Genomic DNA, 23849 nt, shown 5'->3' with positions numbered 1-23849 from the left:
GGTCCTCCGCTCAGGCCTGCCCCAGCGCGATGTAGCGCCGCAGGTGATGGTCTTCGTCGCCCAGTTGGTGGTCGATCATGACCAGGCGCTTGGCATAGTGCGCCAGGGGCAGCTCCCAGGTCATGCCGATGCCGCCGTGCAGCTGGATGCTCTCTTCAGCCACCAGGGTGCCGATGCGGCCGATGGTGTACTTGGCGGCGGACAGCGCGCGCTCGCGGGTGGCGCGGTCGGGATGGTTGAGCGTGGCCGCGGCGTTGATCACGGACGAGCGCGCCTGTTCGATCTCCAGCAGCACGTCGGCCATGCGGTGTTGCAGCGCCTGGAAGCTGCCGATGGGAGCGCCGAACTGGCGGCGCGTGCGCAGGTATTCCAGAGTGGCGTCGCGAGCGCAGTCCATGGCGCCGACGGCTTCGGCGCACAGCGCCAGGATGCCGCGCCCGGCGGCGCGTTCCAGCAGCGGGTAGCCTGCGCCGGCCTCGCCCAGCAAGGCTTCTGGCGCAAGCTGCACGCCGTCGAGCACCAATTCGGCCGCGCGGCCGCCATCGATCAGGCCATAGCCGCGCAGCGTCAGGCCGGGCGTGCCGGCGCTGACCAGGAACAGGCTGATGCCGGCCTCGTCGTCCGGCCCGCCCGCGCTGCGGGCCGGGATCAGGAACAGGTCTGCGTGCTCGCCCGCCGCGACCACGGCCTTGGCGCCGTTGAGCACCCAGCCGTCTGCAGTGCGTTCGGCGCGGGTCTCGACGTGCGCCAGTTCATAGCCGGAGCCGGGTTCGGCGTGGGCCAGCGAGGCCGTGATGCTGCCCGCGATCAGGCCTTCAAGGGTCTCGCGCTGGGCCGGCGTGCCGGCTTCGGCGATGGCGCTGCCGACCATGAGCGCGTCCAGCAGCGGTTCGACGGCCAGGCCGCGGCCCAGCGCTTCGAACACGACGGAAATGTCGAAGCCGGTCCCGCCCAGTCCGCCGTCTGCTTCGGCAAACAGGGCGCCGATGGCGCCGAGTTCGGCATAGCGCTGCCACAGCTCCAGGCTGTAGCCCCGCTCCGAGCGGGCATTGCGGTCGCGCGTGGCGAAGTCGCTCTGTTCGGCGACAAAGCGGCGCAGCATGTCGGAGAGCATGCGCCGGTCTTCGGTGTGTTCAAAATTCATGGCCAGCCCTTACAGTCCGAGGATCATCTTGGAGATGATGTTCTTCTGGATTTCATTGGAGCCGCCGAAGATCGACAGCTTGCGGTTGTTGAAGTACTGCGCGGCGGCGCTCTCGGCGCCGTGGGGGCCGATGGGCGGTGCGTCATAGCCGTCGTGCAGCGCTTCGGGCACGAAGGGGCGGGCATAGGGGCCCATGGCGCGGCGGTTCAGCGCGCTGATCTCCTGGCGGATCTGGGTGCCGCGGATCTTCAGCATGGAGCTTTCGGCGCCGGGCGCGCCGCCGCCGGCCACCGCCGCAACCACGCGCAGGTTGGTGGTGCGCATGTTGGCCAGCTCGATCTCGACGCGCGCCAGCCGCGCGGCGAAGTCCGGGTCTTCCGATAGCGGACGTCCGTGCTTGCGTAGTCTTGCGGCTACCGTTTTCAGGCGTTCCAGCGCCGCCGTCGATTGCCCGACTCCGGCGATGTTGGTGCGTTCGTAGGTCAGCAGGTACTTGGCGCAGGTCCAGCCGCGGTTCTCCTCGCCCACCAGGTTGGCCGCAGGCACCCGCACGTCGGAGAAGAACACTTCATTGACTTCGTGCTCGCCGTCCAGGGTGATGATGGGGCGCACTTCCACGCCGGGGCTCGCCATGTCGATCAGCAGGAAGCTGATGCCTTCCTGGCGTCGGCCTTCCTGTGACGTGCGCACCAGGCAGAAGATCATGTTGGCGTACTGGCCCAGCGTGGTCCAGGTCTTCTGGCCGTTGACCACGTAGCTGTCGCCGTCGCGCACGGCGGTGGTCTTGACGGAGGCCAGGTCCGAGCCCGCGCCGGGTTCGGAATAGCCCTGGCACCACCAGTCGGAACCGTCCAGGATGCGCGGCAGCCAGTGGCGGCGCTGCGCCTCGCTGCCGTACTTGATCAGCACCGGGCCCAGCATGCTCAGGCCAAAGGGCACGATGCGCGGCGCGCCGGCCAGCGCGCATTCGTTTTCGAAGATGTACTTCTGCACGGCGCTCCAGCCGGTGCCGCCGTATTCCATCGGCCAATGGCTGGCGAGCCAGCCTTGCTGGTTGAGGATGGCGTGCCACTCGACCATGTCGGCGCGCGTCAGCAGCTTGCCCTGCGCGACCTTGGCGGACAGGCGCTCGGGCAGGTGGCTGGCGAGAAAGGCCCGCACTTCGTCGCGGAAGGCGTTTTCTTCGGGGGTGAATTCCAGGTCCATGGGGGATCCTCAGTAGATTTCAAACAGGCCGGCCGCGCCCATGCCGCCGCCCACGCACATGGTGACGACGGCATAGCGGGCGCCGCGGCGGCGGCCTTCGATCAGCACGTGGCCGGCCAGACGGGCGCCGGTGACGCCGAAGGGGTGGCCCAGGGCGATGGCGCCGCCGTCCACGTTCAGGCGGTCCATCGGAATGCCCAGCTTTTGCTGGCAATACAGGGCTTGCGAGGCGAAGGCCTCGTTCAGTTCCCAGAGGTCGATGTCCTGCACCTTGAGGCCGTAGCGCGCAAGCAGCTTGGGCACGGCGTAGACGGGGCCTATGCCCATCTCGTCGGGTTCGCAGCCGGCGATCGCCAGGCCGCGGAACGCGCCCAGCGGCGTGATGCCGGCGCGCTGGGCTTCAGCGGCTTCCATCAGCACGCAGGCGGCGGCGCCGTCCGACAACTGCGAGGCATTGCCTGCCGTGACGAACTGGCCGGCGCCGCGCACAGGGGCCAGCGAGGCCAGGGCGTCGTAGGTGGTGCCGGGGCGGTTGCAGGTGTCGCGGTCCACGGTCACTTCGCATTCGCTGACGGCGCCGGTGGCGCGGTCGGTGACGGACATGGTCGTGGTGACCGGAACGATCTCTTCCAGATACCGTCCAGCGGCCTGCGCGGCCTCGGTACGCGCCTGGCTTTGCGCGGCGAAATGGTCCAGGGCTTCACGGCTGATGCCGTAGCGGGCCGCGACGATGTCGGCGGTTTCGATCATGGGCAGGTAGAGCTCGGGCTTGTTTGCCACGATCCACGGATCCATGCCGCTCACGCCGTCGTCGCGGGTGCGGATCTGCGACACGAGTTCCACGCCGCCCGCGATCATCGCGGGGGCGCCGTCCATGACGATGCGGCTGGCGGCCGAGGCGATGGCCTGCAGGCCGGAGGCGCAATAGCGGTTGACGGTAGCGCCGCCCACGCCGACCGGCAGGCCGGCGCGGATCACGGCCTGGCGGCCGATATTGCGACCCGTGGCGCCTTCTGGATAGCCGCAACCGATGAACGCGTCTTCGATCAGGGCCGGGTCCATGCCGGCCCGGTCGACGGCGGCGCGCACGGCGTGCGCGGCCAGCGTGGGGCCGGCGATGAGGTTGAATTCGCCGCGCCCCGCCTTGGTGATGGGGGTGCGGGCGGTGGAGACGATGACGGCTTCGCGCATGGCGTGTTCCTGTAAAGTGTCCGGGTCAGCCGGCCTGGTTCAGGCTGGCGAAATTGCGGCCGGATTCGGCCAGCTGCACGAGCAACGGCGAAGGTTTCCAGAAGGCGGGGTCTTCCTGCGCATAGCCGCGGATATCGGCCAGCACGCGGTCCAGTCCCACGCTGTCGGCGTAGTGCATGGGGCCGCCGCGATAACGCGGAAAGCCGTAGCCCGACAGGAACACCACGTCGATGTCGGACGGGCGCTGCGCGATGCCTTGGTGCAGCACGTTGGCCGCTTCGTTGATCATGGCGGCCAGGTAGCGGCGCTGGATATCTTCTTGCGTGTAGGCGCGCGGCGTGACGCCCGCGCGCGCGCGTTCGGCATCGATGGTGGCGAGGACTTCGGGGTCTGGTTCGCCTTGGCGCGCGCCGTCGGGGTACAGGTAGAAGCCGCGGCCCGTCTTCTGGCCGAACCAGCCCCGTTCGCACAGCCGGTCGGGAATCTGCACGTAGCGCAGTGCTGGGTCGCGGGTGGGCGCGCGGCGCTTGCGTGTGGCCCAGCCGATGTCGCCGCCGGCCAGGTCCGCCATCTGGTAGGGACCCATGGGATAACCGAAGTCGCGCACGGCGGCGTCGATCTCGTAGGGCGACGCGCCGTCTTCCATCATCATGTCCGCCGCCTGGCGGTGCACGGCCAGGATGCGGTTGCCGATGAAGCCATCGCACACGCCCGCGCGCACCGGGATCTTGCGCAGTCGCCGCGCCAGTTCGAAGCCGGTGGCCACGGTGTCGGGCGCGGTGTGCTCGCCCACCACGACTTCCAGCAGCTTCATGATGTTGGCCGGCGAAAAGAAGTGCAGGCCCAGTACGTCGGCGGGCCCGCGCGTGGCGGCGGCGATGAGGTTGACGTCCAGGTACGAGGTATTGGTGGCCAGCACCGCGCCGGGCTTGGCGACGCGGTCCAACTGCGCGAACACGGCTTGCTTGACCGCCATGTCTTCGAACACGGCTTCGATGATGAGATCGGCGTCGTCCAGCGCATCGTAGCGGGTGGAACCCGTGTAACGCGCCATGCGCGCATCGCGCTCTTCGGCGCTGATCCGGCCTTTCTTGACCAGCAGCTCGTAGACCTGCGCGACGCGGCCGCGCCCGCGTTCCAGCGCGGCATCGTCCTGCTCGACCATGGTCACGGGAAAGCCGGCGTCCAGCGCCGAGACGGCGATGCCCGCGCCCATGGTGCCGCCGCCGACGATGCCGATACGCTCCAGGCGCCGCGGCCGGGCCGCTTGCTGGCCCGGCATCTTGGCCGTGTCGCGTTCCGCGAAGAAGGCATGCACCAGGCCCGCCCGCTGCGGGCTGTCCAGGCATTGCAGGAACAGCGCGCGTTCGGTGCGCAGGCCATCCTCGAAAGGCTGCTCGATGGCGGCGCGTACGGCTTCGACGATCTTGCCGGGGGAATACAGCCCACGGGTGGTGCGGGCAACGCGTTCGGCCGCTGCCTCGACCTGGGCCAGCGCGGCGGTCCGGTCGGCGAGCGCGTCGGCGTCGCGGGTGCGGCGCGGACCCGCGCCGATCGCCAGCAATTGCCGGGTGTAGGCCAGGCCCGCGTCCAGCGGATCGGTCTCGCTGGAGAGCGCGTCCACCAATCCGGCTTCCAGGGCGGCGCCGGCAGAGAGGTGCTTGCCGGTCAGCATCAAATCCAGCGCGGCCTGCGCGCCCATGAGGCGCGGCGCGCGCTGGGTGCCGCCGGCGCCGGGCAGCAGGCCCAGGTTCACTTCGGGCAGGCCCAGCTTGGCGCCCGCGAGCGCGACGCGGTAGTGCGCCGCCAGCGCCACTTCCAATCCGCCGCCCAGCGCCGCGCCGTGCAGCGCGGCAATCACCAGCTTGGCGCTGGCTTCGATCTGGTTGCAGACGTCGGGCAGGATGGGCGGCTGCGGCGGCTTGCCGAATTCGCGGATGTCGGCGCCCGCGATGAAGTTCTTGCCCGCGCCCATCAGCAGGATGGCGCGGACCTGCGGATCGGCCTGGGCGTCGCGCACGGCCGCGGCCAGATCGCCGCGCACGGCGGCGCTCAGGGCATTGACGGGGGGATGGTCGATGGTGACGACGAGAATGTCGTCATAGCGGCGCGCGTTGGCCGCGCCGGTGCTTGCGCTGTCTGTCATGGACAGTGTCTCCGATGAGGCCTGCCGCCGGAGCGCCGCTGGGGGCGAGGGCTAGGGCCGGGCGGACCAGGAACGGCCCGTCTTTTATGGCCTCATTCTTTCGCAGTAAAGAAGTCTTGACAATGGCATCGATAATTGACATTGAGGTCAAAAAAATTTGACAATGTGGAGGTGACTTGCTGCGGCGTGGAGGCCCGGAATGGACACCAAATCCCTGACGTTGCTGGTGGAAATCCTGGACGCGGGCAACCTCAGCGAGGCCGCGCGCCGCCTGAAGATGACGCGCGCTAACGTCAGCTACCACTTGAATCAGCTGGAACGCTCGGTAGGCATGCAGCTGGTGCGGCGCACAACGAGGCATGTGGAGCCGACAGAAATCGGACTGAAGCTGTATCACCACGGGCGCAGCATCCAGGACGAACTCGCCGCGGCGCGTGAATCCGTCGAGACCCTGGGCAAGACGCCGCAGGGCAAGGTCAGGCTGAGCGTACCCAGCGGCTACGGGCAGTTCGTGATGACGCCCTGGCTGCTGGAATTCAAGCGGACCTATCCGGATATCGTGCTGGACGTGTTGTTCGAGAACAGCGTGGACGACCTGCTGCGCGACGAGGTCGATATCGCGGTGCGCATCATGTCCGAGCCGCCGCAGAACCTGGTGGCGCGCGAGCTGGGCCAGGTCCGCTACGTGGCCTGCGCCTCGCGGGACTATGCCGCCGCCCGGGGCCTGCCGCAGCATCCGGAAGAGCTGTCGCGCACGCCCATCATCAGCGCGGCGGTCATCGGCCGGCCCTTGCGGCTTTCGGCCTACTACGGCGGCCAGCCGCGGCAGCATGTGGTGTTGGAGCCGACGGTGATTTCGCGCAACTACGCGTTCCTGCGCGACGCGACGCTGGCGGGGCTGGGCGTGGGCGTGGTGCCGGACTACGTGGTGCACGACGACATTGCGCGCGGCGAACTGGTGGCCGCGTTGCCGCAATGGCGGCTCAGCATCTTCGGGCGCGGCATGTACATGCTGTACATGCCCAATCGCCACCACCCGCGGGCGATCTCGATGATCATCGAATTCATCCTGGAGCGTGCCCAGGCCGCGCACGAAGGCAGGCCGGGATTGCTGGAGGCGGCAGGCTAGCGGGGCCAGCCCGCTGAGGCGCGTGCAGGCCCTGGACGCGCGCCTTTCCTGACTGGCCGTTCAGCTTGGCGGGCATAAAATCCGTGTTCCTATCGGCAAGCGGCCGCAGGGCCGCGCCCATTTTTTCCAGGCCCGTCCATGTCCTCTTCCGACGTCCAATTGCTTCTTACCGCGCTGGCTAGCGTGCTGGTGCTGGTTGCGCTGATCGTTTCGCGCATCCGCATGCATCCGCTGCTGGCGCTATTGATCGTCTCCATCGGCGTGGGGTTCGCCACCGGCATGGAGCCCGTGGCCATCGTCAAGAACCTGAGCAATGGCGCCGGCAAGACGCTGGGCGCGGTGGGCGTGGTGATCGCGCTGGGGGCGATGCTGGGCAAGATCCTGGCCGACTCGGGCACGACCGAACGCCTGGCCAATGCCATCCTCAGCCATACTTCGCCGCGCATGATTCCGTGGGCCATGACCCTGGTGGCCTTCGTCATCGGCATACCGATGTTCTTCGAGGTCGGCCTGGTGGTGATGCTGCCGCTGATCTTCAGCGTGGCGCGCAAGCTGGAAAGCCAGCAGCGATTCAAGGGCTCGGCCTACGTGTACGTGGGCGTGCCGGTGATCTCGGCGTTGGCGGCAATGCACGGCATGGTGCCGCCGCATCCGGGGCCGCTGACCGCCATCGCCACGCTCAAGACCACGGTGGGGCCGACCATGATCTACGGCTTCATCGCGGCGCTGCCGGCCATGGTCTTCGGCGGCCCCTTGTATGGCGCTTTCATTTCGCCGCGCATGACGACGCGTCCGGACGAGGCGCTGTTGGAACAGTTCACCACCACCCGCCAGGAGGCTGCCGGCCGCAATGCGCCCAGCGTAGGCCTGGGGGTGCTGGCGGCCTTGCTGCCCGCCTTGCTGATGCTGGTGCACGCGGGCGCGGAAATGCTGCTGCCCAAGGACTCGCGCGCCATGCACGTGGCGGCGTTCCTGGGCGACCCGATGGTCGCGATGCTGCTGGGCGTGCTGTTCGCCGCCTTCACCCTGGTGCTGATGCGCGGCGGCGACGCGGAAAAGTTGCGCGACGCCATGGGCAAGAGCCTCAAGCCCATCGCCGGCATCATGCTCATCATCGCGGGCGGCGGCGCGTTCCAGCAGGTGCTGACCAGCGCCAAGGTGGGCGATGCCATCGTGCAGCTGACCCATCAGTTTTCCTTGCCGCCGCTGGTGCTGGGCTGGCTGATCGCCATGCTGCTGTCGGTGTCCACCGGATCGGCCACGGTCGGTATCGTGGGCGCGGCGGGCTTGCTGGCGCCGCTGGCGGGCGCCGATCCCAGCCTGAACCTGCCGCTCCTGGCGCTGGCCATCGGCTGCGGCTCGCTGTTCTTCAACTACGCCAATCACGCAGGCTTCTGGATGGTGAAGGAGTCCTTCGGCATGACCATGGGCGAAGCGACCAAGACGATTTCGGTGGTGCAGTCCATCGTGTCGGTGGTCGGGCTCATCATGGTGCTGCTGTTCAACATGCTGCCGCCGCTGGGCTGACGCCGCTGCGGGCCGTAATTGTTATGCTGGGTCTGTCGTTTCCGGAGACCCCATGACAGAGATGCCCCGTTCCGCCGCCACGCATTCCGCGCTGGCTTCCGAAGCGCGCCGCACGCAGTTGCGGCGCATGAAGATCGCCGCGCTGGCTCTGTTGGTGGCGATGGTCTGCGGTTTCATCACCAGTCACGTCATGGGCGGGCAGGGCGCCTGGGCCTGGGTGCGGGCGTTCTGCGAGGCGGCCACGGTGGGCGCTCTGGCCGACTGGTTCGCGGTGGTGGCGCTGTTCCGCCGGCCGATGGGGCTGCCGATTCCGCATACGGCCATCATTCCCAGCAACAAGGACCGCATCGGGGACAACCTGGCGGTGTTCGTGCGCGACCATTTCCTGGATCCGGACACGCTGATGGAGAAGCTGCGGGTGTTCGATCCCGCGGCGCGCCTGGCGCGCTGGCTGGGGCGCCCGCGGCAGGCGCGGGCCTTGAGCGAGGGGGCGCGCAATGTGGCCTTGCAGACGCTGGACCTGCTGGACGACCGGGCGGTGCGCGGGGTGATCCAGGAGTTCGTGGTGAAGAACCTGCGGCGCTGGGACGCGGCGGATACGGCGGGCGAGGTGCTGGGCTTGTTGACGCGTGACGGGCGGCATCAGGAGCTGCTGGACGCGGCGCTGGAGCGGCTGGGCGGCTATCTGGGCGACGAGGACGTGAAGGCGCGGGCCTCGAGCCTGCTGGTGAAGTTCGCGAAGAAGGAATGGCCGCGCATCATTGCGGCGGTGGACGTGGTGAAGTCGGTGGACGGAATTGCCGACAATCTGGCGGACCGGCTGGCGCGGGCGCTGGTGGAGGAACTGCGGGACGTGCTGTCCGAGCCTGGGCATCCGGTGCGGCGGGATTATGAAGCCTGGGTGCAGGATTACATCCGGCGGCTGAAGGATGATCCGGCCTTGTCGGCACAGGTGGAGGCGCTGAAGCAGCGGGCGATCGATCATCCGAAGGTGCAGGAGTACGTGCAGGGGCTGTGGGACGATATCCATGCAGCGCTGAGGCGCGATCTGTCATCGGAGGATTCGGCGCTGGCGCGGCATCTGGAGAGCGCATTGCTGGCCTTGGGGCGCAAGCTGGGGGAGGATCCGGGGTTGCGGGAGGCGATCAACAATCACGTGCTGGGCGGGGCGCGGAGGTTGACGGGGCGCTTGCGTAGCGGGGTCACGGAGCACATTTCCCGCACGGTGAAGAATTGGGATGAACGGCATCTGGTGGATGAGCTGGAACTTAGCGTGGGGAAGGATCTGCAGTACATACGGTTCAATGGCACCTTGGTGGGCGGGTTGATAGGGGTGGCACTGCACGCGGTCGTGTTGCTGGTTCGAGGGTGATGCGATTGCCGTATGGGATGGCTGTTGAGGATTCGGCTGCTGTTTTCTGCGCTTCGTAGGCCGCCCGTCGGCGCGGGCGCCTGGGTGGCGAGCGCCCACGATTGCGGTCCGGAGCCTTCGCTCCGGACTGCCCCGTCGTCATCTTCGTCCAGGCCTGCGGCCTTCCCTTCAGATTCCCTCGGGCGCATCGAGGTTGCTCGCCACCCAGGCGCCCGCGCCGACGGGCTACGTGCGTACAGATTTGATGCGCCGCTAGAGCGGGGTTCGGTTTCGAGTCTTGCGATGCCCGTCATTTGCGGCCGTCCGGACGGCCGCAATTGACGTACGTTGGGTGTGTCGTCGGGGTTTTGCGCGCTCGCGCGAATGTGGCGGGATGGCTCTTTTTTGCAAGATCTGCGTTTGTATCAGGAACGAAGATTGCTGGCAGACGCCCTGACCCAAATGCTATTGTTTTTTCCGGCATGGCCGGCACGGGCCGTCCATGCACCACCGGGCGTCCGCGGGCTGCGGGCGCGTATCTTGGAGGCACCCCATGAAGAAAATCTCGATGCTGGTCGCGGCGCTTGCGTTCGCAGGCGCGTCTGGCGCGGCGCTGGCGGAAGACGTGTCGATGTCGTTCCTGAGCGTGGACGGCGTGGGCAAGAGCGCTGGCACGATCACGCTCAAGGACACCAAAGGCGGGCTGCAGCTTACGCCGCATCTGAAGGGCCTGCCGCCCGGCGAGCACGGCTTCCATGTGCATGAGAAGGGTTCGTGCGAGCCTGGCATGGTGAACAACCAGATGGCGGCTGGCGGCGCGGCGGGCGGGCATTTCGATCCCAAGGGCACCAAGGCGCACAAGGGGCCGATGGCGACTGACGGGCATCAGGGCGATCTGCCGTTCATCGTGGTCGCTGCCGACGGCACGGCGACGAAGGCGGTGGTGGCGCCGCATCTGAAGCTGGCCGATGTGAAGGGCCGCGCGGTGATGGTGCACGTGGGCGGCGACAACTACAGCGATACGCCGGCGCCGCTGGGCGGCGGGGGCGGCCGGCTGGTTTGCGGGGTGGTGAAGTAGCCGCTTGGGCGGTCAGGCCGTGCCGTTGCGGCCGTACAGACGGTAGCCTGCGCGTTCGGCGAGGCGGTCGTAGTACGCGGCGACGGCCGGCAATCGCGGCTTGTCGAAGGGCGTGCTGAACCAGCGGTTCACCGACAGGCCGACCGGTATGTCGGCCAGCGAGAACGCGGGGCCGGCGACGTAGCCGCCGGCCTGTTCCAGGCGCCGGTCCAGTATCGCCATGAAGCTCGCCCATTCGCGGCAGGACGCTTCGATCGCGGCGCGGTCGCGGTGGGCGGGAGATTCGCGCACCAGGGCCATGAAGGCGTAGCTCCAGGAACGATTCAGGTCGGTGGCCTGCCAGTCCATCCATTGGTCGACGCGGGCGCGCAGCCTGGGTTCGGCGGGGTACAGGTCCAGCCCGCCGTATTGCGCGGCCAGGTAGCGGATGATGCTGTTGGACTCCCACAGCACGAAGTCGCCGTCCTGGATGACGGGCACCATCGCGTTCGGATTCAGCGCCAGGAAGGCGGGCTCGCTGGTGGGTTGGAACCCGGAGCCCCAATCTTCGCGCTCGAAAGGCAGGTCCAGTTCGGCGCAGGCCCAGAGCACCTTGCGCACGTTGATGGATGAGGCTTTACCCAGGATCTTCAGCATCTTGCCGCCGCCGTGTTGACTGACCGGGGCAGTCTAGCGGGCGGCGGCGGGCGCGCACAGATACAGATTGCCGGTTTTGCGTGCGCAACAGCGTTCAATAGGCGCCGGCTTCGGGCTGGGTGCGCAGGCGCAGCACCGGCGAGGTATACAGCACCACGAATTGCACGGCAAAGCCGGCGGTCGATACCCACAGGCAGGCTTCGACGCCGGCGCGGGCGGCAAGCGCGGCGCCGATCAGCGCGCCGACCGGGCGGGCGCCGAAGGTGGCGGTCAGGATGACGGCGGACACGCGGCCCAGCAGGGCGTTGGGGGTGATTGCCTGGCGCAGCGTGGTGGTGGTGATGGTCCAGAGGATGGGACCCGCACCGAACAGGAAGAAGCCCGCTGCCGCCCACGCGCCGGACGGAAACGCCAGCGTGGAGAGCAGGATGGCGCTTGCGATCAGCGCGGCCAGAGGGCCGGCGGCGATCATGCCGCCGAAGCTCAGCCGCTGTGCGAGCCAGGGCGCGAGCAAGGCGCCGGCCACCATGCCGCCGCCATACACGCCCAGCGTCAGGCCGACGGCCGTGGCCGACAGGCCCAGCCGTTCGATGGCGTAGGCCACGTAGATGGCCTGCAGCACGAACCAGGCGGTATTGAAGAATACGGCGGTCACCAGCACCGGGCGCAGCAGCGGATGCGTGAGGACGAACGCCGCGCCCTCGCGCAGTTCCTCCAGCACGCGGCGGCGCGGCGCTGGGCCGGGAGTGTCGTGGGGCAGGCCGGCCAGCAGCAGGGCCGCCAGCAGCGACAGCACGGTGGCCAGCACATACGCCGAGGGCGCGCCCATCCACCCGACCAGCGCGCCGCCGGCGGCTGGCCCTGCGGAAAAAGCGGTACTGCGGGCCAGTTCCAGCCAGCGGTTGGCGCTGGCAAGTCCGGCGGGCGGGACCAGCCGCGGCACCAGCGCCGGCGCGGCCACGTTGTAGGCGACCGTGCCCACCGCGCCCAGGAAACCCAGCGCGGCCAGCCAGCCCAGATTAAGTCCGCCCGTGGCCAGCAGCGCCAGCAGGCCCAGTAGGCTGGCGGCGCGCACGCATTCGGCGGCGGTCATCAGGGCGCGCCGTGACATCCGGTCGGCCAGCACGCCGGCGGGCAGGGACAGCAGCAGGAAGGGCAGGGTCTGGGCCGTCTGCAGATAGCCCGTCTCGGCAGCGCTGGCGCCCAGCGCCAGCACCGCGACCAACGGGGCGGCCGCAAGCGCCATCTGTTCGGAGAATTGGGCGGCCAGGTTGGAGGCGGCCAGGCGGCGGAACGCTGAGGGCAGGGCGGGCATGGGGCGCGGACGGCGGAAACGACAAGGGCACGATCATGATCGTGCCCTTGTCCTCCGGCACTCCGTTCCTTGCCATGGGCAAGGCGCGCGCGCCGCTTCGCCTCTTTCTCAGGGGATGGGCGGATAGTCGCCGAAGCCGTCCGGCCAAGGCGTCAGCACTTCATAGCCGGTCTCGGTCACGACCACCATGTGCTCCCATTGCGCCGACAGCGAGCGGTCCTTGGTGACCACGGTCCAGCCGTCGGGCAGTTGCTTGGTCTGGGGCTTGCCGGCGTTGATCATGGGTTCGATGGTGAACATCATGCCGGGCTGCAGCACCATGCCTTCGCCGGGGCGGCCGTAGTGCAGCACTTGCGGATCGTCGTGATAGATCTGGCCGATGCCGTGGCCGCAGTACTCCCGCACGATGCTGAAGTGCTCGCGGTGCGCCACGGTCTGAATGGCGTGGCCGATATCGCCCAGCGTCGCGCCGGGCTTGACGGCCATGATGCCGGCGCGCATGGCTTCGTAGGTGGTGTTGACCAGGCGCCGCGCCAGCGGGCTGGGCTGGCCCACGTAGTACATGCGGCTGGTGTCCCCGAACCAGCCGTCCTTGATCACGGCCACGTCGATGTTGAGGATGTCGCCGTTCTTCAACACCTTGGCCGACGGGATGCCATGGCAGATCACGTGGTTGGCCGAGGCGCAGATGGTCTTGGGAAAGCCGTGGTAGCCGACGTTGGCGGGTATCGCCTTCTGGACGTTGACGATGTAGTCGTGGCAGATGCGGTCCAGCTCATCGGTGGTGACGCCGGGGCGGACGTGCTCGGCAATCATGTGCAGCACTTCCGCTGCCATGGCGCCGGCCTTGCGGGCCATTTCGATGTCGGCGGCGGACTTGATGGAAACCTTCTTCGCCATTTACGCGGCCTCCTGCTGGGCTGGCTGTGGCAAGCCTTGGGACAAGGATGCGATGGCGAAGCCCTCGGCCTGTTCGATGCGGATCAGCAATTGGCAGATGTCGGCGTGGCGCAGTTCGGGGTAGAGCTCGGACAGCATGCCGATGCGCATCCAGTGTTCGGCCTGGGAATTGATGGAGCGGCTGAGCGCGCCGCTGGCGACGCGGAGGTTCTCATGCATCTGCTCGGAGATCTTGACGATGCCCATGGAGTGAATGATCCATATATGGTTTGTATATGGATCGTATCTTACCGCCGATGGGCGGCAGGGCGCAAATCGGGAGGGGGCTAGCGGCCCTTGCCGCGCGCCGTCTTCTTGGCGCCGGCGCGAGGCGCGGCCTCCTTTGGCGGGGGCGCGATGGCGGCGTGCACCTGCTCCATCCACATCAGCGCGTCGGTGTACGACAGGAACTGCTGCAGATAGCCGGGCGACACTTCGCGCATCAGCGACAGTGCGCGGTGCACCAGCTGATTGGAGTTGAGCGGGCCGGCGTTCTTGTGCACCTGCTCCTGCGACTGCCGCACCTGGCGGTCGGCGCTGACCCGCGACCAGACGCCGCGGAAGTACTCCAGCGTTTGCAGTTCAGGATAGGTGGCGCGCAGGTCGGCGGCGCCGCGCGCGTCGGTGCCGGGATCGGCGATGTACGCGGTCAGCGCCGCCAACGGTCCGGGTTCGGGGAGGGCGGCAGCGGGCGCGGGGAGGTTTTCGGCCGCATCCGCGGGCGCGCCGTCCAGTTCGGCCTCGTAGGCCTGGATCAGCGTTGCCAGCTTGCCGTCCAGCAGCCTGCGGGCTTCGCCGCCCTGGGCGGCTGCGCGCCGTTGCAGCGCGTCCATGAACTGGAAGCGGACAGGATCCACACGGTCGGCGCCGGCCTCGCGCCAGGCGTCCAGCATGGCCCGGGCGTCGATGATTTCGCCGCGGGTGCCGTCACTGGCCATGCGAGGTCCCGGCGTCGCTGGAGGGCTTGGGGATGGGCGCGATTTCGACGCGGCGGTTCTTGGACCGGCCGTCCTCATCCGCGTTCGAGGCCACCGGCTGTTCGGAGCCGAAGGCCGCGGCGAACACGGCCGACGAAGGCACGCCCTCGTCGATCAGCGCGCGCGTTACGGTCAAGGCGCGCTGCGCGGACAGGTCCCAGTTGTCGGCGAAGCGCCGGTTGCCTTCGCGCACCTGCTGGTCGTCGGTGTAGCCGCTGACCATCAGGATCTCGTTGTGCGACTTCAGATAGGCCGACAGGGGTTCGATCAGGCTTTTCAGGACTTCACGGCCTTCGGGCTGCAGTTGGTCCGAGTTCAGGGCGAACAGGACGCTGCCGCTGATGCCGATGCGGCCGTCGATCAGGGTCACGCGGCCGGCGGCCAGCGGACCCGCCAGCGCCTGCTCCAGCGTTTCGCGGCGCTGGGTTTCGACCTGGCGCTGCTTGACCTCTTCCTCCAGCTGGGTGGACAGCTGCAGCTGCACGGCGACGACGCTCACCAGGATCAGGACGAATGCGCCCAGCAGCACCGACATCAGGTCGCCGAAGACGGCCCAGGCCGGGACTGTGGGCTCCACGCCGCCGTCGATGTCCTCGCTCATGCCGCTTCCGCTCCGGCCGTCGCGCGCTGGATGGCCAACTGCTGCAGGTTCTCGATGATCTGCTTCTGCGACACCATGCTCAGGTCCACCACTTCACGGGCCTGCGCCACGTAGTAGGCGAGCTGTTCGTCGCCGCGCGCGATGGATTTGTCCAGCGCCGCTTCGATGCGTTGCAGGTGCGCCACCAGCTTGTCGTTGGACTCGCCGAAGAGCTGCACCGCAGTACCGAAGGATTCGCCCAGGCTGGCCACTTCGGCGGCCCCGCTGGCGACCTGTGCGGCCACCTCGGCCAGCTTGCCGGTTTCGGCCTGCGCCTGTTCGGTGAACTGCGTGCCGACGCGGTCCAGCAGCTCCGCCGACGAAGATACCAGCGCGTCCACGGCCGTGCGTTGCTCGGCGGCGGTGTGGTTGACGGCGTCCAGCAGGGTGCCCAGGGTTTCCAGCAGGCGGTTGCGTTCTTCCAGCATGTCATTGTCGCGCTCCATGCTGTCGGAGAGCTTCTGGCGCAGTTCGCCGATGACTTCGGCGGCGGCGCGCGGCGCTTCAGAGGCGGCCTGCACCAGGCGGCCGATCTCGGCGATGGTGTCGTTGGCGGACGCCTGGGTCTGCGCGCTGATGTCCTGCGCCGTGATGGCCAGCGTGTCGCAGATCTGCTGCTGCTGGTTGGCGGTGTAGGAACTGGTCTGTTCCCATTCGGTGCGCAGCGAGTCGGCGATCGTGCCGAGCTTGCCGGTCCAGACTTCCAGGCGCGCTTCGTCCTCGGCGGCGAGCGCATTCTGCAGGTCCGTCTGCGATTGCTCCAGCGTTTGCAGCAGGGCGGCGGCGTGTTGTTCGAATGCCGCGGCGGCGGCTTCCAGCGCCTGCTGGTTGTCGCCGGCCAGCTTGGCGTTGGCTTGCTCCTGGCGTGCCTGCGCCTCGGTCCAGGCCTGGGTGACGCTGCCGGCCGCCGTTTCCAGACGGGTCGACACGTTTTCCAGCAGGTCGGCCTGAGCCTGGGTCTGAGCCGTGATGTCGCGCGCGGTCTGGGCCAGCGTGTCGTTGACTTCCAACTGGCGCAGGGCGGCCTGGGTGCCGGCCTGTTCCCATTCCTGGCCGAGCTTGGCGGCCATGGCGGTGAGCGTGCCGGTCCAGGCGGTCAGGCGTTCCTGGTCGCGAGAGGCCAGCGCGGCCTGCAATTCGGCATGCGACTGATCCAGCGTTTGCAGCAGGGCGGCGGAATGCTGTTCGAAGGCGGCGGCGGCGGTTTCCAGCGCTTGCTGGGTGTCGCCGGCCAGTTTGGCGTTGGCCTGCTCCTGGCGCGCCTGCGCCTCGGTCCAGGCCTGGGTGACGCCGGTAGCCGCCGTTTCCAGGCGAGTCGATACGCTTTCCAGCAAGCCCGCCTGGGCCTGGGTTTGCGCCGAAACGTCGCGCGCGGTCTGGGCCAGGGTGTCGTTGACTTCCAGCTGGCGCAGGGCGGCCTGGGTGCCGGCCTGTTCCCATTCCTGGCCGAGCTTGGCGGCCATGGCGGTGAGGGTGCCGGTCCAGGCAGCCAGGCGTTCCTGGTCGCGTGAGGCCAGCGCGGCCTGCAATTCGGCGTGCGACTGGTTCAGCGTTTGCAGCAGGGCCGCGGAATGCTGTTCGAAGGTGGCGGCGGCGGTTTCCAGCGCTTGCTGGTTGTCGCCAGCCAGCTTGGCGTTGACCTGTTCCTGGCGGGCTTGCGCCTCGGTCCAGGCCTGGGTGACGCTGCCTGCCGCCGTTTCCAGGCGGGCCGATACGCTTTCCAGCATGCCGGCCTGGGCCTGCGTCTGGGCGGCGATGTCGCGCGCGGTCTGGGCCAGCGTATCGCTGGCGGCCTGTTGGCGGGCCACGGTGTCGGCGCCAGCCTGCTGCCATTCCTGGCTCAGCGTGGCGGCCATGGCGGTGAGCGTGCCGGTCCAGGCGGCCAGGCGTTCCTGGTCGCGCGAGGCCAGCGCGGCCTGCAATTGCGTGTGCGACTGGTCCAGCGTCTGCAGCAGGGCCGCGGAATGCTGTTCGAACGTGGCGGCCGCGGCGGCCAGGGCCTCGCGGTTGTCGCCTGCCAGCTTTTCGCCAGCCCGTTCCTGGCGTGCCAGCGCGGTGGCCCATTGTTCCGAGACGCCGTTGGCGGCCGCTTCCATGCGGGCGGATACGCCTTCCAGCAGCCGGGCCTGGACTTCGGCCTGCGCGGTGATGTCGCGCACGGTCTGCGCCAGCGTGGCGCTGATGGCTTCCTGGCGTTCGACGGCCTGCGCGCCGGACTGTTCCCATTCCTGGCGCAGCGTGGCGCCCATGGCGCCCAGGGTGTCGGTCCAGGCGGCCAGGCGCTGCTGGTCGCGCGAGGCCAGCTCGGACTGCAGCAAGGTGTGCGATTGGTTCAGCGTGCGCAAGAGCGAGGCCGAATGCTGCTCGAAGCTGGCTGCGGCCGCGGTCAGGGCCTGCAGATTGTCGCCCGCCAGTTTTTCGCTGGCCTGCTCCTGGCGCGACAGCGCCTGGGTCCAGGCTTGCGACATGCTGCCCGACGATTCCTCCAGGCGCGAGGACACGCTGTCCAGCAGGGCGGCCGAGCGCTGTTCGAAGGTCTGGGCGAAGTGGTCGAGCGAGGCGCGCAGGTCCTGGGACAGGGCCTCGCTGGCGCGCTGCTGGCCGGCCAGGGCCTGGTTCCAGATGCCGGCGACATTGCTGGTGGTGGCCTGGAAGCCCGAGGTCAGTCCTTCCAGTTGGCGCTGCACGGCTTGCGTCACGGTGTCCTGCAGGGAAGCGGTTTCGCGCGACAGGCTGGCCATCGTCGCTTCCACCACGGGTTGCAGGGCGGCGCCGGCCGAGCGCGCGCTTTGCGACACGCTTTCCTTCATGGACTGTTCCATGACGGCGGCCAGGCGCGAATAGGCCGCCTCGGCCTTGCCCTGGAACGCGTCCTGGCTGGCCATGTGGCGGTCGCTCAGGGCCTGGTTCTGGCGGGCCATGTCGCTCATCATGGCTTGCAGCTTGTCCACCAGGGTAGGCATGGCTTCCGCCTGGCGCTGCATGACTTCAGCCTGGCGTTGCAGCAGCTTGAAGGATTCCTCGCGCTGATAGCCCTGCGAGTACACGCGCAGCGTGGTCGCGGCCTTGCTGTCCAGCAGTTGTGCGGCGCGCACGCGTTCGCGGCGGCACAGGGCTGCCAGCAGGCCCAGCATGGCGGAGCTGGCCACGCCGGCGATCGAGGTGCCGAAGGCAAAGCCCAGGCCCTTGACCGGCGCGGCGAGCGAGGCGCGGATGGCGGCCAGATCGGTGGCGCTTTCCAGCGCCAGGCCGGTGCCGCGCAGGGTCACGACCATGCCCAGGAAAGTGCCCAGCATGCCCAGCAGCACCAGCAGGCCGACCAGGTACGGCGTCAGCGCCGGTCCGGGCAGGCCCGCGCGCTCGCCTTCGATGCGCAGCCGCGCGGCGTTGCGCAGGCCCGGCGGCAACTGGTCCAGCCAGGATCCCAGATTGCCGGGCGCTTCGGACAGGCCCGAGAGCGCGCGCGTCAACGAGGATGTCGCCTGCTGGTAGCGCAGCAGTTCCAGCGCGCCGGCCAGGTAACAGACGGCTATCAGCAAGGTCACGGCCAGCGCCAGCGGGTTGGTGCCCGCATAGCCCACGCCGATCCAGCCCACGACGGCCAGACCCGCCAAGAAAACTACGAGATTAGTCAGATATTTGGACATAGTGTCCCGGTTAGCTGGCGCGAAGGGTGGCAAGCAGCCCTTCGACCGGTTGTAAACGAACATCCAATTCGGCAAGCAGCACGCTGCGCATGTCTTTGCGGAACGTGTCCAGCCAGGCGCCCGGCGTTATCGATGCCGTCGCCGGAGCGGGCGCCGCGCCCGTCTCGACCGCGGCATCGCCTTGCGCCTCGGCTTCGGTCTCGCCTTGCGCTTGCGCCAATGCGGCAGCCTCGGCCAGGGCCGCGGCCTCCGCGTCGCGCAGGCGCTCGAAATGGCCTTGCAGCAATTTCGGAATCGCGCCGAACAGCGCGCGTTCCTTGGGCAGCAGGGCGCGGTCCATGATGGCGTCGACCACTGCCAGTCGCGTCATTTCGCCGTTTGTGGCTGCGACCATGCCGCGCAGCCGGCTGCGCAAATTGCCCACGGCGGTTTCCATCGTGTGCTGCAACGACAGATAGCGCTGGCGAAAATTCGCGTAATCGGCCTCGGCCAGCGCCGCCAGTTGCTTGGCGGGCGCGGGCGCTTGTCCCGGCGTGCGCCGCTTGGCGGCCGTGGCCGCGGTGTCGCTGGCGATGGCGTCGGCCAGCGTGGTCCGCACGCGTTCGCACTCGCGTTCTTCGGCGCTGCTGAACATGCGGGCGCCGGGGGCGATCACCGGCGGGCTGGTGTTCAGCGCCGCGGAGAGCGCGATCGCGTCCGTCCAGCCGAGCCATTGGCTCAGATGGTCCGAGAGCGATTGCCTGGATTGCGGAACATCGACATCCGTCAGGCGAGTCAGCAAGCGAATGAGCGTCGGGCCGCTTAAACCTGTGCGCTGTGGGGCCTGCAACATACCACCAGAGTCAAAAAGGGGGGAGTTTACACGGTGGAGGGCGGCGCCAGGGGCGGGGGACGGGCGGCAAGGGCGTGCCGCCCGAAAAAAGAGGGTCGCATCATCTGCCGATGCAATATTGTGACGGGGTTATGCCACCCGGCGAATTCGGAGTTCTGGCGCCAGGCCATGCGCCGGATTGTCCAGGTAGTCCGCCAGAAAATCGATGAGGTACCGGGTCCGGGCGGGCAGCAAACGGGTTTCGGTCACGGCGTGGACCTCGATCGGCCCCAGGCTCCAGGCCGGCAGCACGCGCGCCAGCTCGCCCGAGCGCAGCCGGCCGCTTTCGTCGCCGCCCAGCGCCGCGATGCCGGCGCCCAACACGGCAAGCTGCCTGGCCATGCAGGCGTCGTTGGCGCCGTAGCGGTGCTCCACCGGAACCAGCAACTGCTCGCGGCCGCGCTGTAGCGGCCAGGGCGCGGGCTGCCCGCCGCCGGCGCGCAGGCCGATGCAGTCATGGCGCGCCAGGTCCGCGGGGCTGACAGGCATGCCGCGGGCGGCCAGGTAGGCGGGCGAGGCGTACAGGCCGGCATGGACCGCGCCCACGCGGCGCGCCACCAGCGACGAGTCGGGCAGTTCGCCCAGGCGGATCGAGACGTCGCCGATCTCGGGCGGCTGCTCGGCGAACTCGGGTCCGGCCACGCTCATCTGGAGCCGGATATCCGGGTAGCGGCTGCCGAATGCCACCAGGGCGGGCATCAAGGCGTCCAGCGCATACGCCGCGGGCAGCTGGACGCGCAGCGGCCCGCTGGGAAGTTCCAGTTGCTCGCGCAGTTCCTCGTGGGCGATCTCGGCTTCGGCCACGATGCGGCGGCAGCGTTCGAAGTACAGCCGCCCGGCATCGGTCAGCTCCACGCGGCGCGTGTTGCGGCTGAGCAGCCGCAGGCCCACCGAGCGTTCCAGTTCGGCCACGTGGCGCGACACCGTGGAGGTGGGCATGCCGAGCGTCGCGGCGGCCCGGCTGAAGCTATGCGCCTTCGCCACTTCGGCGAACAATTCCATGCCTTGCAGGCGTTTCATGAGTGCATCTCCCGCGCGGTCCGGACGGATCAGCGCCATGTTCCATTGCTTGATGTGCGTGTTGCCGGCGGCCCAGGGAAGGCCAGCCGTCGCAGGAGGGCATTGTCGGCACGGGGTTTTAATAATTCTTTAAAGCGCCGCCGTGCCAGGGGAAAGAGGCAGTCCGCCCCGCCTGGAAAGGCGGGGCCTGCGCCGGTTTCAGCGTATCTCGGGATAGCCTGCCGTCACGGCGGCTTGCGCCATGTCGCCCAGGACAGAGTAGGCGGCCGGATCCGGGCGGGCGAAGCGCGCGACATGCGCCGCGCGCAATAGCGGCTGGTGCGCCGGATTCTCGTGCATGGCAAGCAGGGCATCCGACAGGGCCTGCGTGGCGGCCGGGGCCACGTCGGGTCCGGACACCAGGAGGGGATTCGGCGTCCATGGCGTATACGCCAGCGTGCGCAGTCCGGCCAGCGCGGCCGGATCGTGCGCGCGCAGCAGATCCAGGTACCAACTGTCGGCCGCGGTCAGGTCGATCTCGCCGTCAGCCAGCGCGCGCAGCAGGCCCCGCGGGTTGCCATAAGGCCCCTTGGACGCTGCGAACAGTGAGCCGCCAGCCGCGGCCAGCCCGGCCAGCGCCGCGCGCGGCGCATTCCAGCCCGATTGGGAGTCACGCACCATCCAGCCATAGCGGCTGCCGGCCGCATCAGCCAGCGAGGACCAGCCGCAGTCGGCGCGCACCAGGAATTCGCTGCGATAGCGCGGCAGGCCTTCGTAGGCCGGCCAGTCAGGCACCACCGCAGCGACCGCCGCAAAGGCCCGGCCCGCCTGCAGCGCGTTGACGTAGGGCCAGCCGCACATGAAGACGCCGCACAGGCCGGGCCGTTCCCAGAGTTCGCCGATGGGCGTGGGCCAGCCGTGCTCGACGAAGCGCACCTCCAGTCCGGCGCTGGCGTGCGCGGCCTGCAGCAGCGCATGCCAGGCAGCCCGCGCCGCGGGCGCCACGTCGTACATGCGCGTCGAAGTGATGAGATCCATGGCGCTGCGCCTATGCAAATTTCAAGGTCTGGCCCAGGCCCATATTGCGGGCCTTTTCCAGCATGGCGTGGCCCAGCGCAATATCGGTGGTGGACAGGCCGCGGTGCCAGAACAGGATGGTTTCGTCATCGCGCTCGCGACCCGGCTTCAGGCCCGCCACGATCTGGCCCAGTTCGGCGTGCAGGTTTTCTTCCGTGATGCGGTCGCTGTCGACGTGGGCGCGCAGCGCGCCATAGGGCAGCCCCTTGCGGCATTGGCCCCAGTCATCGACCACCACCTTGCTCATGATGTCGGTCAGGTTCAGTTCCACCGCGCTCATGGTGCCGTAGGGCATGACCAGGGCGCCGGGCTTGATCCATTCGGTCTTGAGCAGCGGCGTGGGTTCAGGCAGGCGCGAGGCTTCGACCACGATGTCGGCGCCGCGCACGCAGGATTCCCAGTCATTGACGACCTTCACCGGTTTGCCCAGGTCGCGCGACAGGCGCTCGCCAAAGGCCTGCTGGCTTTCCGGCCGGCGCGAGTGCACGCGGATTTCGTCAAAGTCGTAAAGGCTGTCGAGCAGCCGCACGTTCCAATAGGAAGTGCCGCGCGACCCGATATGCCCCAGCACCTTGCTGTTCTTGCGCGCCAGGTACTTGGCGCCCAGCGCGGTGACGGCGCCGGTGCGCATGTCGGTGATGGCGGTCGCGTCGACCACGGCCAACGGCTTGCCGTTGACCGGATCGAACAGATTGAGCAGGGCCATCTCCGAAGGCAGGCCGACTTTGTAGTTGTCGACGAAGTCGCTGACCACCTTCACGCCCGCGACGTGCAGCGGCTCGATGTAGCCGCGCAGCACATTGAAGTGCCCTTTGGCGGAAGACTCCGGCACCAGGTGCATGCGGGGTTCGATGACGGTCTTGCCGCGTCCCTGGGCGTCCAGCGCGCTTTGCACCGCGGCCAGGATTTCCGCATCGGTCAGCGCCAGCGCGCGCACGTCAGGGCCGTTCAAATAGGTGATGTCTATGGATTGCATGATGTCTCCTCTGTTTATTGGATGGGCTGGATGCCGGCCTGCTTGACGATGGCCGCCCACTTTGCGGTTTCCTGCTGGATCGCCTGGGTGAAATCCGCGCGGTTCGAGCCGGCGGGCTCCACGCCCAGGCCGGCGAACTTCTGGCGCACGGACTCCTTTTGCAGCACGGCGGCAATGTCGGCCTGCAACTGGTCGAGGATAGCGGGCGGCACCTTGGCCGGCGCGACGATGCCGTACCAGGACGTCACGTCAAAGCCCGGATAGCCGCTCTCGGCCACCGTGGGCACGTCCTTCAGTTGCGGCAGGCGTTGCGGACCGGCCACCGCCAGCGCGCGCAGCTTGCCGGATTGGATATGCGGCAGCACGGTGGATACGCCGGCGAACATCATGTCCACGTTGCCCGCCACCACGTCGTTGACTGCGGCAGCCATGGCGTTGTAGGGGATGTGGCGCGTGACAATGCCGGCCGACTGGTTCAGCAGTTCGCCCGCCAGGTGGGCCCCGCTACCGGGGCCGGGCGAGGAATAGTTGAGCTTGTCCGGATGCTGGCGCGCATAGGCCACCAGTTCGGTGAAGCTCTTGACCGGTACCTTGTCGTTGACCACCAGCACATTGGGCGAGGTGGCCAGCATGGTCACCGGCGCGAAGTCCTTTGCGGTGTTGAACGGCAGCTTGGTATAGAGCAGCGGGTTCACGGTCAGGTTGCCCGCGGGCGCCAGGGCCAGCGTATAGCCGTCCGGATTGGCGCGGGCGACAAAGTCCATGCCGATGTTGCCGGAGGCGCCGACCTTGTTTTCGATGATGACCGGCACGCCCCATTTGCTGTTGAGTTCCTGGCCGACGATGCGGGGCAGCGCATCGGCGATGCCGCCCGCGCCAAACGGCACGACGATGGTGACGGGCCTGGCGGGATACTTGCCATCGGCGGCAGCCGCAGGCAGTGGCAGCGCGGCGGCCAGCAGGGCGCTGCTCAGGCACAGCGCAAGGTACTTTTTCATGG

20 protein-coding genes are annotated in these 23849 nt (G+C 68.4%); 4 read left to right on the top strand and 16 right to left on the bottom strand.

What is annotated here, in order from left to right:
* Positions 1-10: 10 nt before the first annotated feature.
* The 4 genes from HV766_RS13400 to HV766_RS13385 are packed head-to-tail and all read right to left on the bottom strand — an operon-like array spanning position 11 to position 5687.
* Complete coding sequence (locus HV766_RS13400; RefSeq protein WP_175161401.1) at positions 11-1144, bottom strand: acyl-CoA dehydrogenase family protein; 1134 nt, start codon at positions 1142-1144, stop codon at positions 11-13.
* 9 nt (positions 1145-1153) lie between these two features.
* Positions 1154-2350, bottom strand: a complete 1197-nt coding sequence (locus HV766_RS13395) for an acyl-CoA dehydrogenase family protein (protein WP_054456403.1) — start codon at positions 2348-2350, stop codon at positions 1154-1156.
* A gap of 9 nt (positions 2351-2359) precedes the next feature.
* The gene (locus HV766_RS13390) at positions 2360-3541 is read right to left on the bottom strand and encodes an acetyl-CoA C-acyltransferase (RefSeq protein ID WP_175181291.1); all 1182 of its coding nucleotides are present in this window, start codon (positions 3539-3541) and stop codon (positions 2360-2362) included.
* Positions 3542-3566: 25 nt separating this feature from the next.
* Entirely contained in the window at positions 3567-5687 is a 2121-nt protein-coding gene (locus tag HV766_RS13385; protein WP_175181290.1) for a 3-hydroxyacyl-CoA dehydrogenase NAD-binding domain-containing protein, read from the bottom strand.
* A gap of 199 nt (positions 5688-5886) precedes the next feature.
* Between HV766_RS13385 and HV766_RS13380 the strand changes: the two genes are divergently transcribed.
* The 4 genes from HV766_RS13380 to sodC all read left to right on the top strand — a co-directional run bounded on the left by HV766_RS13380 (position 5887) and on the right by sodC (position 10772).
* Positions 5887-6816 (top strand): LysR family transcriptional regulator, encoded by a 930-nt coding sequence (locus HV766_RS13380; protein WP_054456406.1) that lies wholly within the window; start codon positions 5887-5889, stop codon positions 6814-6816.
* 138 nt (positions 6817-6954) lie between these two features.
* Positions 6955-8343: a GntP family permease gene (locus HV766_RS13375; RefSeq protein ID WP_054456407.1), complete on the top strand. Its 1389-nt coding sequence runs from the start codon at positions 6955-6957 to the stop codon at positions 8341-8343.
* 52 nt (positions 8344-8395) lie between these two features.
* The gene (locus HV766_RS13370; RefSeq protein ID WP_082401160.1) at positions 8396-9715 is read left to right on the top strand and encodes a DUF445 domain-containing protein; all 1320 of its coding nucleotides are present in this window, start codon (positions 8396-8398) and stop codon (positions 9713-9715) included.
* Between the two features lie 532 nt (positions 9716-10247).
* Positions 10248-10772, top strand: a complete 525-nt coding sequence (sodC, locus tag HV766_RS13365) for a superoxide dismutase family protein (protein WP_054456408.1) — start codon at positions 10248-10250, stop codon at positions 10770-10772.
* Between the two features lie 12 nt (positions 10773-10784).
* Here sodC and HV766_RS13360 read toward each other — a convergent pair whose 3' ends face one another.
* The 12 genes from HV766_RS13360 to HV766_RS13305 form a co-directional block, all read right to left on the bottom strand.
* Positions 10785-11408 carry a glutathione S-transferase family protein gene (locus HV766_RS13360; RefSeq protein WP_054456409.1) on the bottom strand — a complete coding sequence of 208 codons (624 nt, stop codon included), beginning with the start codon at positions 11406-11408 and terminating at the stop codon, positions 10785-10787.
* A 94-nt stretch (positions 11409-11502) separates the two neighbouring features.
* The gene (locus tag HV766_RS13355) at positions 11503-12723 is read right to left on the bottom strand and encodes an MFS transporter (RefSeq protein WP_175181289.1); all 1221 of its coding nucleotides are present in this window, start codon (positions 12721-12723) and stop codon (positions 11503-11505) included.
* 108 nt (positions 12724-12831) lie between these two features.
* The gene (gene map, locus HV766_RS13350) at positions 12832-13623 is read right to left on the bottom strand and encodes a type I methionyl aminopeptidase (protein WP_054456411.1); all 792 of its coding nucleotides are present in this window, start codon (positions 13621-13623) and stop codon (positions 12832-12834) included.
* On the bottom strand, positions 13624-13869 hold the full coding sequence (locus tag HV766_RS13345; protein WP_054456412.1) for a ParD-like family protein: 246 nt from the start codon (positions 13867-13869) through the stop codon (positions 13624-13626). It abuts the gene before it with no gap.
* 80 nt (positions 13870-13949) lie between these two features.
* Entirely contained in the window at positions 13950-14600 is a 651-nt protein-coding gene (locus tag HV766_RS13340; RefSeq protein WP_175181288.1) for a DUF2894 domain-containing protein, read from the bottom strand.
* Positions 14590-15240: an OmpA family protein gene (locus HV766_RS13335; RefSeq protein ID WP_054456414.1), complete on the bottom strand. Its 651-nt coding sequence runs from the start codon at positions 15238-15240 to the stop codon at positions 14590-14592. Before HV766_RS13335 ends, HV766_RS13340 begins: the two co-directional genes overlap by 11 nt.
* The gene (locus HV766_RS13330; protein WP_175181287.1) at positions 15237-18926 is read right to left on the bottom strand and encodes a DUF802 domain-containing protein; all 3690 of its coding nucleotides are present in this window, start codon (positions 18924-18926) and stop codon (positions 15237-15239) included. The genes HV766_RS13335 and HV766_RS13330 overlap by 4 nt, the downstream gene beginning before the upstream one ends.
* Before the next feature lie 10 nt (positions 18927-18936).
* Positions 18937-19758: a DUF3348 domain-containing protein gene (locus HV766_RS13325; protein ID WP_175181286.1), complete on the bottom strand. Its 822-nt coding sequence runs from the start codon at positions 19756-19758 to the stop codon at positions 18937-18939.
* Positions 19759-19887: 129 nt separating this feature from the next.
* Positions 19888-20817, bottom strand: coding sequence for a LysR family transcriptional regulator (locus HV766_RS13320; protein WP_175181285.1), 930 nt, complete (start codon positions 20815-20817; stop codon positions 19888-19890).
* Positions 20818-21015: 198 nt separating this feature from the next.
* Entirely contained in the window at positions 21016-21834 is an 819-nt protein-coding gene (locus HV766_RS13315; RefSeq protein WP_175181284.1) for a phosphate/phosphite/phosphonate ABC transporter substrate-binding protein, read from the bottom strand.
* 10 nt (positions 21835-21844) lie between these two features.
* Positions 21845-22849, bottom strand: a complete 1005-nt coding sequence (locus tag HV766_RS13310; protein ID WP_175181283.1) for an ornithine cyclodeaminase family protein — start codon at positions 22847-22849, stop codon at positions 21845-21847.
* A 14-nt stretch (positions 22850-22863) separates the two neighbouring features.
* Positions 22864-23847 carry a Bug family tripartite tricarboxylate transporter substrate binding protein gene (locus HV766_RS13305; protein WP_054456498.1) on the bottom strand — a complete coding sequence of 328 codons (984 nt, stop codon included), beginning with the start codon at positions 23845-23847 and terminating at the stop codon, positions 22864-22866.
* Positions 23848-23849 lie beyond the last annotated feature (2 nt).

The sequence above is a fragment of the Achromobacter aegrifaciens genome (assembly GCF_902859735.1).
Lineage (GTDB): Bacteria > Pseudomonadota > Gammaproteobacteria > Burkholderiales > Burkholderiaceae_B > Achromobacter > Achromobacter aegrifaciens.
This window is presented reverse-complemented; position numbering and strand designations above follow the sequence as displayed.